The following is a 17,400-nucleotide window of genomic DNA, read 5'->3' as shown; positions in this document are numbered from 1 at the left end:
CAAATTCTGCTTGCGAAAAAATATGATGGGAATAATATTTCGATCATCATATTTTGATCGGCAGCCGGCCAATGAGCGACAAGAAGAGCAAGACCCGCGAACGCATTCTCGAAGCCGCCCGCAGCGCGTTGATCCAGCATGGACCGGCCGAGCCGAGCGTCAGCCAGGTAATGGGCGCGGCGGGCCTGACCGTGGGTGGTTTCTATGCGCACTTCGAGAGCAAGGACGAACTCATGCTCGAAGCCTTCCGCCAGTTGCTGGGCGAACGGCGTGCCTTGCTCGCCCAGATGGACCCGAACCTCGATGGGCAAGGGCGCCGTGCCCTGGCGAGCGCCTTCTACCTGTCGCGCAAGCACCGTGACGCCGAGGTGCATGCCTGCCCGCTGCCGAACTCGCTCGGCGAGATGCAGCGCCTGCCGGCAGCCTTCCGTGAAGTGCTGGCCGAGCACATCGAGCTGATGACGGCGGCGATGGTCGACCGCCCGGAAGACGCCGACAAAGCCTTGGCTGACCTGGCCCTGATGATCGGTGGCCTGGCCCTGGCGCGGGCCTTGGGCCCGGGCGAGTTGTCCGATCGCATTCTGCGTGCCGCCAAGTCGGCAGTTCTCTGATACCCCTGGTCCTGGAGCAAGGCGATGACTACCCTGAGCTGGATTCGTGGCGTAAATGGCACCTTGGGTCGACTGGCCCCCGAGCACGTCGCCGGCAAGATGCGCCGTGCCTTCATGACCCCGCGCAACCTGCCGCCCCGGCAATGGGAGCTGCCGCTGCTGGCCAGTGCCGAGCGCATCACCTTGCGCTTCGGCTTGTCGGCCTTGCGTTGGGGCAAAGGGCCGACGGTGCTGCTGATGCACGGCTGGGAAGGGCGCCCGACCCAGTTCGCGGCGCTGATCGAAACGCTGGTGCGGGCCGGGCACACCGTGGTCTCGCTGGAGGGCCCGGCCCACGGTCGCTCGCCCGGCCAGCAGGCGCATGTGGTGCTGTTTGCCCGGGCACTGCTGGAAGCGGCTGCCGAGTTGCCGCCGCTACGTGCCGTGATCGGTCACTCCATGGGCGGTGCCAGCGTGTTGCTGGCGCTGCAGATGGGGCTGCGCGCCGAGGCCGCAGTGAGCATTGCGGCCCCGGCGCAGCTGCTGGGTGTGTTGCGTGGCTTTGCCCAGCGTCTGGGGTTGCCGGCGCGGGCCAGGGCGGCGTTCATCCGCCAGGTCGAGCGCGATGTCGGCATGCAGATCGCTCGCCTCGATGTCAGTGGCTACCAGCTGGAGCTGCCGGGGCTGGTGGTGCATGCTGCGGATGACGCGCTGGTGCCCGCGGGTGAGGCGCAAGTCATCCACAAGGCCTGGTTCGACAGCCGGCTGATGCTGCTGGAGGAGGGTGGGCATCAGCGCCTGCTGGCTGACCCGCGTCTGAGCGAGGCGGTACTGGAGCTGCTGGCCCGTGAGCCTTCGCGGCAGAGTGCCTGACTGTGGAAGCGGGCTTGCCCGCGAAGAGGCCGGGCAATCCACCACAAAGGCTGGACATTTGCCCGCTTGGCCATGCTAAATCCAGTTTTCCTTCAAGGAAACAGGCATGAGCTGGGACCTGGCAGCACCATTCATCATCGACCTGCGCGTCGGATGCGAGGACATCGATGGCCTCGGTCACGCCAACAACGCGGTCTACGTCACCTGGCTGGAGCGTTGCGCCTGGCGCCACTCCCAGCGCCTGGGGCTGGACCTGGCCGAATACCGGCGCCTGGACCGGGCCATGGCGGTGGTGCGCCACGAAATCGACTACCTTGCTGCGGGCTACGAGGACGATGAGCTGCAACTGGCCACCTGGATCATCGACTGGGACCAGCGCCTGCGCATGACCCGGCGCTTCCAGCTCAAGCGTCCACGTGATGGCGTGACCTTGCTGCGTGCCCAGACCACCTTTGCCTGCATCGAGCTGTCCAGCGGCAAGCCCAAACGCATGCCGGCGGAGTTTCTCGAGGGTTACGGGCCGGCGCTGATCGGCAACTGAAACCACGGCTTTTTTTGCTAGACTGCCGCCTTTTTCCGCCGAGACCCCGACATGCAAATTGCCCTGGCCCCCATGGAGGGGCTGGTCGACAACATCCTGCGCGACGTCCTGACCCGAGTGGGCGGCATCGATTGGTGCGTCACCGAGTTCATCCGCGTGTGTGACCGCCTGCTGCCGGCCTCCTCGTTCGACAAGCTCGCCCCTGAGCTGCGCCAGGGCGCGCGCACGGCCGCTGGCGTGCCGATGCGTGTGCAGTTGCTGGGCTCGGACCCGGTGTGCCTGGCAGAAAACGCCGCGCTGGCCTGCGAGCTGGGGGCGCCGGTCATCGACCTGAATTTCGGCTGCCCGGCCAAGACCGTGAACAAGTCGCGTGGCGGCGCGGTGCTGCTCAAGGAGCCGGAGTTGTTGCATGCCATCGTTCGCGAAGTGCGCCGTGCGGTGCCCGCGCATATCCCGGTCACTGCCAAGATGCGCCTGGGTTTCGATAGCCCGGATGGGGCGCTGGAGTGTGCCACGGCGTTGGCCGACGGCGGCTCGGCGCACCTGGTGGTGCATGCGCGAACCAAGGTCGAAGGCTACAAGCCACCCGCCCACTGGGAGTGGGTGGCGCGGGTGCAGGATGTCGTGCGGGTGCCGGTGTTTGCCAATGGTGAAATCTGGAGCGTTGACGACTGGCGGCGTTGCCGCGAGGTCAGTGGTGCTGAAGACATCATGCTGGGGCGCGGGCTGGTGTCGTGCCCGGACCTGGCCCTGCAGATCGCCGCGGCGCGCGATGGGCGCGAGTACCAGCCACTAAGCTGGGATGACTTGCTGCCGTTGCTGCGCGAGTTCTGGCGCCAGGCTCAGGCCAAGCTGTCGCCGCGCTATGCGCCTGGGCGGATGAAGCAGTGGCTGGCGATGCTGACCCGCAGTTATCCCGAGGCGGTGGTGCTGTTTGCCGAGTTGCGGCGTGAGGATGATTGCGCCCGCATCAGCCGGTTGCTTGGGGTTGAAGCGACATCCTTCGAGGCTTGTGTTGCCTGATCCGGCCTATTCGCGGGCGCGCCCGCTCCCACACGGATAGCACGGGATTTGAGGCCGGTGCTGTACCTGTGGGAGCGGGCATGCCCGCGAAAAACCTGACACTGATTCCATATTTTTTCAGCGATCCCCTTGAAAGCTTTCCCGCTGGCCATATCTCTTGAGTACGCGATGCCGAAGTCGGGTCGCGCAGTGACTTTACTTGCTGAACCTCAGGAGTTTATGACCATGACTACCGCTTTCTCTCTCGCTCCACTGTTCCGCCATTCCGTTGGCTTCGACCGTTTCAACGACCTGTTCGAGTCTGCGGCGCGCAATGAGGCGGGTAGCAGCTACCCTCCCTACAACGTGGAAAAACATGGCGATGACCACTATCGCATCGTGGTGGCCGCAGCCGGCTTCCAGGAGCAGGACCTCGACCTGCAAGTCGAAAAGGGTGTCCTGACCGTAATCGGTGGCAAGCGCGAGAACGGCACCGCTGAAGTGACCTACCTGCACCAGGGCATTGCCCAGCGTGCCTTCAAGCTGTCGTTCCGCCTGGCCGACCATATCGAGGTCAAGTCGGCTGGCCTGGCCAACGGCCTGCTCAGCATCGACCTGCTGCGCATCGTGCCGGAAGAAGCCAAGGCCAAGCGCATCCCGATCAATGGCGACCAGCCAGCACTGAACTGAGTTCAGGATGAAGAAAGGGCACCTTCGGGTGCCCTTTTTTCGTTTCAGTAATCTGCCGGTGCTTCCAGCAACATCTGCCTGAACTCCGGCAGCGGCAACGGCCGGCTGTGCAGGTAGCCCTGGTACAGGTAGCAGCCCAGGCGTTCGAGAAACGCCAGTTGTTCGGTCAGTTCCACCCCTTCGGCAATCACCGCCAGGTCCAGGCTGCGGGCCATGGCCACGATGGCGCGGACAATCTCGGCATCGTTGGGGTCATCGGGTGCGTCGCGGACAAACGTCTGGTCGATTTTCAAGGCATCCACCGGCAGGCGCTTGAGGTAGGTGAGCGAGGAATAGCCGGTGCCAAAGTCGTCCATGGCAAAGCTCACGCCATAGCGCTTGAGTTCACGCATCTTGCTGATGGTGTCTTCCAGGTTCTGGATGACGATGCCCTCGGTGATCTCCAGCTTCAGCATCTGCCGTGGCAGGCGGTAGTCATCCAGGCTGCGCAGTACCCGCTCGACGAAATCGTTCTGGCGGAACTGCCGCGGGCTGATGTTCACGCACAGGCTGAAATCACTGGCGTCGATCAGGCCGTCCTCGAGCATGTGCGCGCAGGCATCGCAGGCTTCGTCGAGAATCCAGCTGCCAACTTCCAGTATCAGGCCGCTTTCTTCCAGCACCTGGATGAACTGCGCCGGCGGTTGCTGGCCCAGTTGCGGATGATGCCAGCGCAGCAGCACTTCGGCACCGACGATGCGATTGTCGCGGGCATCGACCTGGGGCTGGAAATGCAAGGCCAGTTCGCCCCGCGCCAGGGCCAGGCGCAGGTCGCTTTCCATGCGCAGGCGCTCGCTGGCGGCCTTCTGCATGGTGGTATGGAACAGTTCGGTGGTATTGCGCCCGGAGTCCTTGGCCCGGTACAGGGCGATATCGGCGCGCTTGAGCAAGTCAGCCGGCGTGGTGCCGTGGTCGGGGATCAATGCCACGCCGATACTCGGCGTAACCTGCAGGCGCTGGCCATCCAGCGACATCGGTTCGGCCAGCAGTTCGCGCAGGGTGTCGGCCAGTTCGCGAACCTTGCCTTCCACGGCCTCGCGGCTGCCTTCCAGGCCGCTGAGCAGCACCACGAACTCATCGCCGCCCAGGCGCGCCACGGTGTCTTCCAGGCGCACACTGGCTTCCAGGCGGGCGGTAATGATCTTCAGCACTGTGTCGCCCACCGGGTGCCCGAGCGAGTCGTTGATGTGCTTGAAGTGGTCGAGGTCGAGGAACAGCAGCGCGCCGCGCAGGTTGTGGCGGCGCAGCAGGGCGATCTGCTGGCTCAGGCGGTCCATCAGCAAGGCGCGGTTGGGCAGGTTGGTCAGCGGGTCGTGGTAGGCGAGGTGGCGAATCTGCGCCTGGGCGTTCTTCAGCTGGCTGACATCGCGGGCGGTCAGCAGCAGGCAGTCCGCCTCGTTGAGGCTGATCGGCTCCACCGACACCTCCACGGTGAGGATGTCGCCGCGCTTGTTGCGCCCGAGCATCTCCCGGTGGTGCACCCGGCCACGCTCCTTGAGCTCGCTGAGCAGTGCGCTGCGCTGCTTGTCGTCGGCCCAGATGCCGATTTCGTAGACGCTGCGGCAGATCACTTCGTCAGCGCTGTAGCCCGTCAGCCGGCAGAAGCCGTCGTTGACCTCCAGGTAGCGGCCGCTGCGGCGTTCGGTGATGGTGATGGCGTCCGGGCTGGAGTGGAAGGCCTTGGCGAACTTCTCTTCGCTGGCTTTGAGCGCCGCTTCGGCGCGTTGCTGCTGGGTGATGTCGCGCAGCGTGGTGACGCTGCACGGCTGGTCATCGACGCTTATCAGGCGGCTGGCAATGACGCAGGTCAGTGGCGCGCCATTGCGGTGGTTGACCACCACCGCCACGTTGCTCAGTGCCTGCTCGCGGATCACCCGCTCGATGCGCTGGGCGCGTTCGATCGACTCGGCCCACAGGCCGATCTCTTCGGCGGTGCGGCCGATCACCTGTTCGGCGCTCCAGCCGAAGGTCTGGGTGAAGGCCGGGTTGATCTCGATGAACTGACCGGTGTCCTGGCGGGTCACGCAGATCGGGTCGGGGCTGACCTGGAACAGGCTGGCGAATTTTTCTTCCGAGGCGCTCAGGCGCTGTTCGCGCTCCACCTGCTCGGTGATATCCAGCAAGGTGCCAGCCATGCGCAACGGGTTGCCCTGCTCATCGCGATACAGCCGAGCGCGGCTTTCGATATAGCGCGAAGTGCCGTTTTCCAGCTGCACGCGGTAGGTGATCTGGTAGTTGCCGGCCGGGCCTTCGCGCAGGCTGCGGTAGGCCTGGCGCATGCTGGAGCGTTCGTGTTCCGGCACGCCTTCGAAGAACGAATCGAACGACTCGTGGAACGGCACCGGATCCAGCCCGTGCAATTGTGCGGCGCGGGCCGAGCCGTAGAGCATGCCGCTGGGGATGTGCCAGTCCCAGGTACCCAGTTGCGCCGAGTCCAGCGCCAGGTCCAGGCGTTCCTGGCTGTCCTTGAGGGCCTGTTCGGCGCGTTTGCGCTCGGTGGTGTCGACAAAGGTGCTGATCAGGTAGGTCACGCCCTCCATCTCGATGCTCTGGGTGCACAGGATGCCGTCGTGGAGCTTGCCGGTGCTGGCGCGGAACTGCACTTCCATGATCGCCGGGCCGTGGTTGCCGCGGGTGGCCTCGATGACCTGGTGACGTTGTTCGGGGTTCACCCACAGGCCCAGCTCGATACTGGTCTTGCCGATCACCTGGCCGCCGGGCCAGCCGAACATGTCTTCGAAGTGCTGGTTGACCTCGATGATCATGCCGTCCTGGCGGCGGCTCAGTAAAATGGCGTTGGGGCTCAGGTGGAACAGCGTGGCGAAGCGCTTTTCCGAGTTGATCAGCGCGGTTTCCCGTTCGCGCTGACGGGTGATTTCGCGGATCACCCCGATCATCTGGCGCCGGCCGTGAGGGTCATGGGTCAGGCTGCCGTTGATTTCCAGCCAGTGCAGGGTGCCATCCGGCCACCGGATGCGATGGCGCATGGCTTGTTCCACCGGCTCGCCATTGACCACCGCGTGGAACAGTTGCCGGGTACGCGCACGGTCTTCTTCCGGCAGCAGGTCGAGGTAATCGATGTCGTTGGGCAGCGGGCGTTGCGGGTCGAAGCCGAACAGCGCCTGGGTGCCCCTTGACCAGCTGATCCTGCCGGTGTCGATATCCCACAGCCAGGCGCCCAGGCGTGCGCCGTTGAGGGCGGCCAGCAGCTGCGGGGCATTCTGCCAGGCCTGTTCCGATTCCTGCGGGTCGGCCGCTGGGATGCGCGGCAGGCGCGGAAAACGTTTTGCTGATTTGGGCATTGGTACCAGACCTTTGGCGTGTGACGCGTCCATGAAGTTGGAAATGCCGAGCTGACGGCCGGTCAGGCGGACCCTGCGTGGCTGTCGAGCAGGGCCATGAAGGCCCTGGCAGCGTTCGATAGCGTTCGCTCCGTGTGCAGAATGTAGCCTAGCTGGCGCGACAGCTGTATGCCGGGCAAGGCGATAGGTGCAACCTGATCATCCAGCATAGTCCGGGGCAGCACGCTCCACGCCAGGCCGATCGACACCATCATCTTGATGGTCTCCAGGTAGTTGGTGCTCATGGCGATGTTCGGCGTCAGGCCCTGGCTTTCGAACAGGCGCTGGACGATGTGGTGGGTGAAAGTATTGCCGCCGGGGAATACCGCCGGGTGGCGGGCGACATCGGCCAGGCTGACCGCCTGGTTGCTGGCCAGTGGATGCTCGGGCGCCGCCACGAAATCCAGGGCGTCGTCCCATACCGGTACGGCCCTGACCAGGTGGTGAGGCTCGGGGGCGAGGGTAATGACGGCAATTTCAGCGCGGCCATGGAGGATTTCATCGTAGGCCTGTTCCGAATCCATGAACTGAATATCCAACGCCACAGCCGGGTACTGCCGGGTAAACGCCCGTAAAAGCGGGGGCAGGCGGTGCAAACCGATGTGGTGGCTGGTGGCCAAGGTGAGTCGACCGCTCACTTCCCCCGACAGATTGGTCAGCGCCCGGCGGGTATCATCGAGAACGTTGAGGATCTGGTAGGCGCGGGGCAGCAGGGCGCGGCCGGCTTCGGTCAGGGTCACTTCGCGCCCCAGGCGGTCGAACAGGCGCACGTCCAGTTGCTGTTCCAGGCCAGCGATGCGTTTGCTGATCGCTGGCTGGGTCAGAAACAGGCGCTCGCCGGCACCCGAGAAGCTGCCGGTCTCGGCAATGGCAATGAACGCGCTGAGGTTGGCCAGGTCCACGATTTCGGATTCCTTTTGGTTATCCAAAGCATAAAAATTATGAATTTGAGTTATTCAATCTAACCCCATAGCATCGTCCGTACAAGCCAAGGGGTCTTTGGCATAGAAAGACGCTGATGAGGAACAGTCTGATGGCTGGCAAAACGCTCTACGACAAACTCTGGGAAGCCCATGAGGTCAAGCGCCGTGATGACGGCTCGTCCTTGATCTACATCGACCGCCATATCATTCACGAAGTGACGTCGCCCCAGGCCTTCGAAGGCCTGCGCCTGGCCAATCGCAAGCCGTGGCGCATCGATGCCAACATCGCCACCCCGGACCACAACGTGCCGACCACGCCAGAGCGCAAGGGCGGCATCGAAGCCATCGTCGACCAGGTGTCGCGCCTGCAGGTGCAGACCCTCGATGAAAACTGTGACGAATATGGCATCGTCGAATTCAAGATGAACGACGAACGCCAGGGCATCGTCCACGTCATCAGCCCGGAGCAGGGCGCCACCTTGCCGGGCATGACCGTGGTCTGCGGTGACTCGCACACCTCCACCCACGGCGCTTTCGGCGCCTTGGCCCACGGCATCGGTACCTCCGAGGTCGAGCATGTGCTCGCCACCCAGTGCCTGGTTGCCAAGAAGATGAAGAACATGCTGGTACGGGTTGAAGGCCAGTTGCCAGCCGGCGTCACCGCCAAGGACATCGTCCTTGCCGTGATCGGCAAGATCGGCACGGCCGGTGGTAATGGCCACGCCATGGAGTTCGCTGGCAGCGCCATCCGTGAATTGTCCATGGAAGGCCGCATGACCATCTGCAACATGTCCATCGAAGCCGGTGCCCGTGTGGGCCTGGTAGCGACCGACGCCACCACCATCGCCTACGTCGAAGGCCGCCCGTATGCGCCCAAGGGCGAGGACTGGAAGCGTGCCGTCGAGGCGTGGAAGGACCTGGTGTCCGACGACGATGCCGTGTTCGACACCGTGGTCGAACTCGACGCTGCGCAGATCAAGCCGCAAGTCAGCTGGGGCACTTCGCCGGAAATGGTCTTGGCCGTCGACCAGCGCGTGCCGGACCCGGCTGCCGAGCCAGACCTGATCAAGCGCGGTTCGATCGAGCGCGCCCTCAAGTACATGGGCCTCGCCGCCAATCAGGCGATTACCGACATCAAGCTCGACCGCGTATTCATCGGTTCGTGCACCAACTCGCGCATCGAAGACCTGCGCGCCGCCGCCGCGATCGCCAAGGGCCGCAAGGTTGCCGCGACGGTCAAGCAGGCGCTGGTGGTGCCAGGTTCGGGCCTGGTCAAGGCCCAGGCCGAACGTGAAGGCCTGGACAAGATTTTCCTCGAAGCCGGCTTCGAATGGCGTGAACCCGGCTGCTCGATGTGCCTGGCAATGAACCCGGATCGCCTGGAAAGCGGCGAGCACTGTGCGTCCACGTCCAACCGCAACTTCGAAGGCCGTCAGGGCGCCGGTGGCCGTACTCACCTGGTCAGCCCGGCCATGGCCGCCGCCGCCGCGGTGACTGGCCACTTCATCGATGTCCGCGAGTTGATCCAAGGGAGCGCAGCATGAAAGCCTTTACCCAGCACACCGGTCTCGTCGCGCCGTTGGATCGTGCCAACGTCGACACCGACCAGATCATCCCCAAGCAGTTCCTCAAGTCGATCAAGCGCACCGGTTTCGGCCCCAACCTGTTCGACGAATGGCGTTACCTGGATGTCGGTCAGCCGTACCAGGACAACAGCAAGCGCCCGCTGAACCAGGAATTCGTGCTCAACCACGCGCGTTACCAGGGGGCCAGCGTACTGCTGGCACGGGAGAACTTCGGTTGCGGTTCGAGCCGTGAGCACGCGCCCTGGGCACTGGACGAATACGGCTTCCGCAGCGTGATCGCACCGAGCTTCGCCGACATCTTCTTCAACAACAGCTTCAAGAACGGCTTGCTGCCGATCATCCTCAGCGACGAGGAAGTCGACGAGCTGTTCAAGCAGGTCGAAGCCAACCCGGGCTACCAGTTGACCATCGACCTGCAGGCGCAGGCGGTGACCCGCCCGGACGGCAAGGTGCTGCACTTCGAAATCGACGCGTTCCGCAAGCATTGCCTGCTCAATGGCCTGGACGACATCGGCCTGACCCTGCAGGACAGCGACGCGATCAAGGCATTCGAAGGCAAGCACCGCGCCGGCCAGCCTTGGCTGTTCCGTGATGCCTGACATTTGCAGGTGACAGTGCCGGCCCTTTCGCGGGCACGCCCGCTCCCACAGAGATAGGTGATCCCTGTGGGAGCGGGCATGCCCGCGAAGAGGCCGGTCCTGGCAACAAAATTCTAAAGGATTGAATCATGATCAGCACCACCCACACCGATGTGGTCCAACGCCAGTTCGGCGAACAGGCCAGCGCCTACCTCAGCAGCGCCGTGCACGCCCAGGGCAGCGAGTTCGCCCTGTTGCAGGCCGCGCTGGCAGGGCAGGGCGATGCCCGCGTGCTGGACCTGGGCTGCGGTGCCGGTCATGTCAGTTTCCACGTCGCGCCCCTGGTCGCTGAGGTGGTCGCCTACGACCTCTCGCAATCGATGCTCGACGTGGTTGCCAGCGCCGCCAGCGAGCGCGGCCTGGGCAATATCACCACCGAATGCGGTGCGGCCGAACGCTTGCCGTTCGCCGACGCGTCGTTCGACTTCGTCTTCAGCCGCTATTCGGCGCATCACTGGAGCGACCTGGGCGTGGCCCTGCGCGAAGTGCGCCGGGTGCTCAAGCCGGGCGGCGTGGCAGCGTTCATCGACGTGATGTCGCCGGGCAGCCCGTTGCTCGACACCTACCTGCAGGCCGTGGAAGTGCTGCGCGACACCAGTCACGTGCGCGACTACTCGGCCGCCGAATGGCAGCGCCAGGTCAGCGAAGCCGGCCTGCACGTGCGCAGCCACACGCGCCAGCCACTACGCCTGGAATTCAGCAGCTGGGTCGAGCGCATGCGCACCCCCGAGCCGATGCGCGTTGCCATTCTCCAATTGCAGCAAGCCATGGGCGCAGAAGTACGGCAGTATTACCAGATCGAGGCCGATGGCTCGTTCAGCACCGATGTGCTGGTGTTGTGGGCCGAGCGATAAGAACTTTTCGGTGAGGCCCACATGGCCGCACCGCGTGAATGTATAGAGGAAAGCATGAGCAAGCAGATTCTGATTCTCCCAGGTGATGGCATCGGCCCGGAAATCATGGCCGAGGCGGTCAAGGTGCTGGAGTTGGCCAACGACAAGTTCCAGCTCGGCTTCAGCCTCGAGCACGACGTGATCGGCGGCGCCGCCATCGACAAGCACGGCGTACCGCTGGCTGACGAGACCCTGGAGCGTGCCCGCAAGGCCGACGCCGTGCTGCTGGGCGCCGTAGGCGGCCCGAAATGGGACAAGATCGAGCGTGACATCCGCCCGGAACGCGGCTTGCTGAAAATCCGTTCGCAACTGGGCCTGTTCGCCAACCTGCGCCCGGCCATTCTCTACCCACAACTGGCCGATGCATCTTCGCTGAAGCCGGAAATCGTCTCGGGCCTGGATATCCTCATCGTCCGCGAGCTGACCGGCGGCATTTACTTCGGTGCCCCGCGGGGTCAGCGCGAGCTGCAAGGTGGCGAGCGCCAGGCCTACGACACCCTGCCCTACAGCGAAAGCGAAGTGCGCCGTATCGCCCGGGTCGGCTTCGACATGGCCCGCGTGCGTGGCAAGAAGCTGTGCTCGGTGGACAAGGCCAACGTCCTGGCCTCCAGCCAGCTGTGGCGTGAAGTGGTCGAAGATGTGGCCAAGGACTATCCGGACGTCGAACTGAGCCACATGTACGTCGATAACGCTGCGATGCAGCTGGTTCGCGCACCGAAACAGTTCGACGTGGTAGTGACCGACAACATGTTCGGTGACATTCTGTCGGATGAGGCTTCCATGCTGACCGGTTCCATCGGCATGCTGCCTTCAGCCTCCCTGGACGCCGAAAACAAGGGCATGTACGAGCCTTGCCACGGTTCGGCCCCGGACATCGCCGGGCAGGGCATCGCCAACCCGCTGGCGACCATCCTGTCGGTGTCGATGATGCTGCGTTACAGCTTCAACCAGCAGGTGGCAGCCGAGGCGATAGAGAAGGCGGTCAGCATCGTGCTGGACCAGGGCCTGCGCACCGGTGACATCTGGTCGGCCGGCTGCAACAAAGTAGGCACGCAGGAAATGGGCGACGCAGTAGTCGCAGCGCTGCGGAATCTGTAATCTCTCTGGCCCGCCACCAAAAACTCGAGGTGGCGGCCCACTTTTAGCAAAGGTGTAGTTGCGATGAAACGTGTAGGTCTGATCGGTTGGCGCGGTATGGTCGGTTCCGTGCTCATGCAGCGGATGCTGGAGGAGCAGGATTTCGACCTTATCGAGCCGGTGTTCTTCACCACCTCCAACGTAGGTGGCCAGGGCCCGAACGTGGGCAAGGATATTGCTCCGCTCAAGGACGCTTATTCGATTGAAGAACTCAAGACCCTCGACGTGATCCTGACCTGTCAGGGCGGCGACTATACCAACGAGGTGTTCCCCAAGCTGCGTGAAGCCGGCTGGCAGGGTTACTGGATCGATGCCGCTTCGTCGCTGCGCATGCAGGACGATGCGGTGATCGTGCTGGACCCGGTCAACCGCAAGGTCATCGACCAGCAGCTCGAAGCCGGTACCAGGAACTACATCGGCGGCAACTGCACGGTCAGCCTGATGCTGATGGGCCTGGGCGGCCTGTTCGAAGCTGGCCTGGTCGAGTGGATGAGCGCCATGACCTACCAGGCGGCTTCCGGTGCTGGTGCTCAGAACATGCGCGAGCTGATCAAGCAGATGGGGGCTACCCATGCAGCCGTTGCCGATGACCTGGCCAACCCGGCCAGCGCCATCCTCGACATCGACCGCAAGGTGGCTGAAACCATGCGTGGCGATGGGTTCCCGACCGAGAACTTCGGCGTGCCGCTGGCCGGTAGCCTGATCCCGTGGATCGACAAGGAGCTGCCCAACGGCCAGAGCCGCGAAGAGTGGAAGGCCCAGGCCGAGACCAACAAGATCCTCGGCCGCTTCAAGAGCCCTATCCCGGTCGATGGCATCTGCGTGCGCATCGGCGCCATGCGCTGCCACAGCCAGGCGCTGACCATCAAGCTGAACAAGGATGTGCCTCTGGCCGACATCGAAGGCATGATCAGCCAGCACAACCCGTGGGTGAAACTGGTGCCGAACCAGCGCGAGATCAGCATGCAAGAGCTGACCCCGACCAAGGTGACCGGTACCCTGAACATCCCGGTTGGCCGCCTGCGCAAGCTGAACATGGGGTCGCAGTACCTGGGCGCGTTCACCGTGGGTGACCAGCTGCTGTGGGGCGCCGCCGAACCGCTGCGGCGCATGCTGCGAATCCTGCTGGAGCGTTGATCGCTTGGGCTGCACCGAAAACCCGCGCTGGTGACAGCGCGGGTTTTTTTATGCCTGCACTGGCCTCTTCGCGGGTGAACCCACACAGGAAAAACACAGACCCTCAAGATAGCGCTGTACCTGTGGGAGCGGGTTCACCCGCGAAGAGGCCAGCACAGACAAAAGCCTACAATCCAAGTAAAGTGCCGCCCCCGCCGTTTCAGCAAAAGGATCCCTAGCATGACCACTCCCCTGGATATCGCCGTCGTCGGCGCCACCGGCAGCGTCGGTGAAACCCTCGTGCAGATCCTCGAAGAACTGGCCTTCCCGGTTGGCACCCTGCACCTGCTGGCCAGCATGGAATCGGCGGGCAGCAGCATGATGTTCGCCGGCAGGAAGCTCAAGGTGCGTGAGGTCGACAGTTTCGACTTCGCCCAGGTCAGGCTGGCCTTCTTTGCCACCAGTCCGGCCGTCAGCCGCAGTTTTGCCAGCAAGGCCGAGCAGGCCGGCTGCACGGTCATCGACCTTTCCGGCGGCCTGGACAATGCCCTCGCCGTGGTGCCGGAGGCCAATGGTGACAGTGTCGCCAGCCTCAGCCTGCCTGCGCGCATCACCAGCCCCAGCTGCGCCGCCGTGGCCCTGGCGGTTGCCCTGGCACCGCTCAAGGGCCAACTGGATATCGAGCGGGTGCAGGTCATGGCTGCCCTGGCGGTGTCGGCGCAAGGCCGTGAAGCGGTCAGCGAACTGGCCCGGCAAACCGCCGAGCTGCTCAATGCCCGGCCACTGGAGCCGCGCTTCTTCGATCGCCAGATGGCCTTCAACGTGCTGGCCCAGGTCGGGGGCGTCGACGAGCAGGGGCATACTGCCGTAGAGCGCCGCCTGGTGGGTGAACTTCGCGTGCTGCTGGGCCTGCCGGAACTGAAGATTTCCGTGAGCTGCATTCAAGTCCCGGTGTTTTTCGGCGATAGCTTCAGTGTGGCGGTGCAGAGCCGTCGCCCGGTCGATCTGGGCCAGGTCAACCAGGCACTGGAACAGGCCGAAAGCATCGAGCTGGTGGCAAACGACGATTATCCGACCCCGGTCGGTGACGCAGTCGGCCAAGACGTGGTCTATGTTGGTCGTGTACGCCATGGAATTGACGAAAAACAGCAGCTCAACCTTTGGTTGACCACTGACAATGCGCGCAAGGGCGCTGCTTTGAACGCCGTACAGGTGGCGCAATTGTTGATTAAACACATGGTGTAAAAGATACTGGCGAGCACTTTTGTCCCACGCCGCACGCAGGTTTTTGGGACGATTCATACAAGGGAAGAGGTCATGCTTCGAATTCGCAAACTGGTTCTGGCCATGGCGGCAGCTTCGGCGCTGACGTCTGGCATGGCGAATGCCCTGGGGTTGGGTGAACTGACATTGAAGTCGGCACAGAACCAGCCTCTGGACGCCGAGATCGAACTGCTCGATGTGCGCGACCTCACCGCAGCCGAAGTGGCGCCGAGCCTGGCGCCACCGGAAGAGTTCAGCAAGGCCGGTGTGGAGCTTCCAGGCTACCTCGAAGACCTGACGTTCACCCCGGTGATCAACCCCAACGGCAAGAGCGTGCTGCGGGTCACTTCCAGCCAGCCGTTGCCTGGCCCGGTGGTCAAGTTCCTGGTCCAGGTGATGTGGCCGCAGGGCCGCCTGCTGCGTGACTACAGCGTGTTGCTCGACCAGGCCAAGGCCCAGGGCCAGCAGCCTGCTGCCGGCAATGTCAACCCGGCCACCAGCAGCGCAGGCAGCTACACCACCAAACGCCGCGACACCCTGTGGCAGATCGCTGCCCGCAACACCCAGGGCGGTGGCTCGGTGCAGCAGACCATGATCGCCATCCAGGCACTCAACCCGGATGCCTTTATCGGCAACAACATCAACCAGCTGAAGGTGGGCCAGGTCTTGCGCCTGCCCGATCAGCAGCAGATTCAGAGCATTCCCCAGGGCGAAGCCAATCGCGAAGTGGCCGAGCAGTACGCCGCCTGGCGTGAAGGCCGGCGCCTGGGGCCGCGTGCACGGCAGCTGGATGCCACCCGCCGCGGTGCCGCCGATGCCGCGCCCGAGCGTATCGCCCAGGGTGACAACCTGCGCCTGGTCAGCCCCGGCACGCAGGCTGGCGGCAACAGTGCCAAGGCCATCAGCGACACGCTGGCGGTGGCCCAGGAAAGCCTGGATACCAGCCGTCGTGACAACGAAGAATTGAAAAGCCGGGTGAGTGACCTGCAGAGTCAGATGGACAAGCTGCAGAAGCTGATTCAGCTGAAGAATGACCAGTTGGCGCGCCTCGAAGCCCAGGGGGCGGCAGCTGAAGCACCGCCTGCGGGCGCCTTGCCGGGTGAGCCGGCCCCTGCGCAGCCACCTGCGCCAGGTTTGGCCCCGGCCGAACCGGTGGTCGCGCCAGCGCCGGCAGCAGTCGATACGGCCCCGGCTACAGCTCCCGCCGACGAGGTTGCGCCTGCACAGCCAGGTGCCATCGACGAGATGCTGGCCAATCCTGTGGTGCTGGGCCTGATCGCCGGCTCCGCGTTCCTCGTGCTGTTGCTCCTGCTGTTGCTGCTGGCGCGCAAGCGCAAGGCGCAGCAAGAGGCGGAAAAACACCTGCGCATGGCCCGCGCACTGGCCGAGGAAGGCGAGCGCAGCCCGGACCTCGACCTGCCACCGAGCAGCTTCGATGGGCTGGAAGTGTCCGCGCCGAGCGTCACCCTGTCGCCTGCCGTGGTGGCGGCTTCTGCTGCCGCTGCCGTGGCCGCGGAAAAACCGGCCGCCCCCGCACCTGCGGCCGCGGTTGCCGAGCCCGAGCCGGTACAGGACCCGAATGCCGAATTGCTGGCTGAGGTGGATCTGAGCCTGTCGCGTGGTCGCCTGAACCACGCGGCCGACCTGCTGGAAGCAGCAGTGGCGGCGCAGCCGGAGAATGACACCCTGCGCCTCAAGCTGATGGACGTTTACGCTCGCCAGGGCGACCACAGCGCTTTCGTCGAGCAGGAGCGCAAGCTGTCTGGCAGCGAAGCGAACACGGCGCAGGTCAACAGCCTCAAGGAGCGCTACCCGGCCATGCTGGGGCTCGCTGCCGCCGCTGGCGTGGGGGCTGCGGCACTGGCCGCGGAAATGGACGAGCAGTATGTCCAGGAGTTGCTGCAGGAACAGCCGCAAGCGCCAGCCGAAGCGCAGCCTGAGCCGCAGGCGGTGGTCGAGCCGGAGCCGGCAACTGAGCCTGATCTGGAAGCAGCCGCCGAGGCTTTCACCGAGACCTCGGTACTCGATGATAACGACCTGGACAGCGCCTTCGACCTGAGCCTCGGGGATGATCTGCCGTTAGATGATCAGCTCGAGCCGCCGACGCTGGATGAGCCGTCACTGGCTCAAGCGCAGGTGCCCGCTGAACCGGCAGCCGTGGCGCCGGAAACCGATGCCGATGCCGATTTCGAAGCCTTGCTGGCCCAAGCCCAGGCCGAGCCGCAGAGCGTCGACGACCTGGCCGATTTCGACCTGTCCGATTTCGATCTTGACAGTGGCGAGGCGGCTGCCCCGGCTGCGGCGGAAGAAGAGCCGGTGGATGTCGCCGCCGAACTGGCAGCCTTCGACACGCTCCCGGAATTCGAGCCGATTTCCGAGCTGGAACTGCCGGAAGACTTCGATCTTTCGTTGTCACTGGAAGACGACTCGCCGGCGGCCAAGAGTTTTGCCTCGGAGCTGAACGACGTCAACGCCGAGCTGGACAAGCTGTCGCAGAGCCTTGAGTCGCCATCCCTGGAGCCACACTTCACCGCCGAGGACGCCGCAGCCGAACCCGAGCCGCTGGATGACCTGGACTTCGACTTCTTCTCCGGTGCCGACGAAGTGGCGACCAAGCTCGACCTGGCGCGTGCCTATATCGACATGGGCGACCATCAAGGGGCTCGTGACATCCTCGACGAAGTGGTCAAGGACGGTGATGACGGCCAGCGTCAGGAAGCCGAAGAGATGCTCTCGCGCCTGGTCTGAGTGCGCCTTCGATGGCCTCT

At 64.2% G+C, this 17,400-nt stretch carries 14 protein-coding genes; 12 read left to right on the top strand and 2 right to left on the bottom strand.

Annotated features, from left to right (window positions below; all coding sequences use genetic code 11):
- Positions 1-71: 71 nt before the first annotated feature.
- The 5 genes from ACTORR_RS06140 (at position 72) to ACTORR_RS06120 (ending at position 3,696) form a co-directional block, all read left to right on the top strand.
- Positions 72-611 (top strand): TetR/AcrR family transcriptional regulator, encoded by a 540-nt coding sequence (locus ACTORR_RS06140; protein ID WP_054885734.1) that lies wholly within the window; start codon positions 72-74, stop codon positions 609-611.
- A gap of 24 nt (positions 612-635) precedes the next feature.
- Positions 636-1,463 (top strand): alpha/beta hydrolase, encoded by an 828-nt coding sequence (locus ACTORR_RS06135; protein ID WP_054885735.1) that lies wholly within the window; start codon positions 636-638, stop codon positions 1,461-1,463.
- 106 nt (positions 1,464-1,569) lie between these two features.
- A complete protein-coding gene (locus ACTORR_RS06130) occupies positions 1,570-2,004 on the top strand; it encodes an acyl-CoA thioesterase (protein WP_262110364.1) in 435 nt (144 codons plus the stop codon).
- A 51-nt stretch (positions 2,005-2,055) separates the two neighbouring features.
- Positions 2,056-3,027: a tRNA dihydrouridine synthase gene (locus ACTORR_RS06125; protein WP_099814837.1), complete on the top strand. Its 972-nt coding sequence runs from the start codon at positions 2,056-2,058 to the stop codon at positions 3,025-3,027.
- Positions 3,028-3,252: 225 nt separating this feature from the next.
- Positions 3,253-3,696, top strand: coding sequence for an Hsp20 family protein (locus ACTORR_RS06120; protein WP_054885738.1), 444 nt, complete (start codon positions 3,253-3,255; stop codon positions 3,694-3,696).
- A gap of 44 nt (positions 3,697-3,740) precedes the next feature.
- Here ACTORR_RS06120 and ACTORR_RS06115 read toward each other — a convergent pair whose 3' ends face one another.
- Together ACTORR_RS06115 and ACTORR_RS06110 are read right to left on the bottom strand one after the other, a co-directional pair.
- Complete coding sequence (locus tag ACTORR_RS06115) at positions 3,741-7,037, bottom strand: PAS domain S-box protein (RefSeq protein ID WP_313365292.1); 3,297 nt, start codon at positions 7,035-7,037, stop codon at positions 3,741-3,743.
- Positions 7,038-7,099: 62 nt separating this feature from the next.
- Complete coding sequence (locus tag ACTORR_RS06110) at positions 7,100-7,978, bottom strand: LysR family transcriptional regulator (RefSeq protein ID WP_441343585.1); 879 nt, start codon at positions 7,976-7,978, stop codon at positions 7,100-7,102.
- Positions 7,979-8,109: 131 nt separating this feature from the next.
- Here ACTORR_RS06110 and leuC point away from each other — a divergent pair, with 131 nt between their 5' ends.
- The 7 genes from leuC to ACTORR_RS06075 all read left to right on the top strand — a co-directional run bounded on the left by leuC (position 8,110) and on the right by ACTORR_RS06075 (position 17,380).
- Positions 8,110-9,543 carry a 3-isopropylmalate dehydratase large subunit gene (gene leuC / locus ACTORR_RS06105; protein ID WP_054885741.1) on the top strand — a complete coding sequence of 478 codons (1,434 nt, stop codon included), beginning with the start codon at positions 8,110-8,112 and terminating at the stop codon, positions 9,541-9,543.
- On the top strand, positions 9,540-10,184 hold the full coding sequence (leuD, locus tag ACTORR_RS06100) for a 3-isopropylmalate dehydratase small subunit (protein WP_054885742.1): 645 nt from the start codon (positions 9,540-9,542) through the stop codon (positions 10,182-10,184). Before leuC ends, leuD begins: the two co-directional genes overlap by 4 nt.
- A gap of 128 nt (positions 10,185-10,312) precedes the next feature.
- Positions 10,313-11,077: a class I SAM-dependent methyltransferase gene (locus ACTORR_RS06095; protein WP_099814840.1), complete on the top strand. Its 765-nt coding sequence runs from the start codon at positions 10,313-10,315 to the stop codon at positions 11,075-11,077.
- A gap of 54 nt (positions 11,078-11,131) precedes the next feature.
- Positions 11,132-12,214: a 3-isopropylmalate dehydrogenase gene (leuB, locus tag ACTORR_RS06090; RefSeq protein WP_441343584.1), complete on the top strand. Its 1,083-nt coding sequence runs from the start codon at positions 11,132-11,134 to the stop codon at positions 12,212-12,214.
- A gap of 63 nt (positions 12,215-12,277) precedes the next feature.
- Entirely contained in the window at positions 12,278-13,390 is a 1,113-nt protein-coding gene (asd, locus tag ACTORR_RS06085; protein WP_441343583.1) for an aspartate-semialdehyde dehydrogenase, read from the top strand.
- Between the two features lie 219 nt (positions 13,391-13,609).
- Positions 13,610-14,614: an aspartate-semialdehyde dehydrogenase gene (locus ACTORR_RS06080; protein WP_054885746.1), complete on the top strand. Its 1,005-nt coding sequence runs from the start codon at positions 13,610-13,612 to the stop codon at positions 14,612-14,614.
- A 72-nt stretch (positions 14,615-14,686) separates the two neighbouring features.
- Positions 14,687-17,380 (top strand): FimV/HubP family polar landmark protein, encoded by a 2,694-nt coding sequence (locus ACTORR_RS06075; RefSeq protein ID WP_313365297.1) that lies wholly within the window; start codon positions 14,687-14,689, stop codon positions 17,378-17,380.
- Positions 17,381-17,400 lie beyond the last annotated feature (20 nt).

The sequence above is a fragment of the Pseudomonas sp. SAR267 genome, from assembly GCF_052077595.1.
GTDB classification, from domain to species: domain Bacteria; phylum Pseudomonadota; class Gammaproteobacteria; order Pseudomonadales; family Pseudomonadaceae; genus Aquipseudomonas; species Aquipseudomonas vlassakiae.
This window is presented reverse-complemented; position numbering and strand designations above follow the sequence as displayed.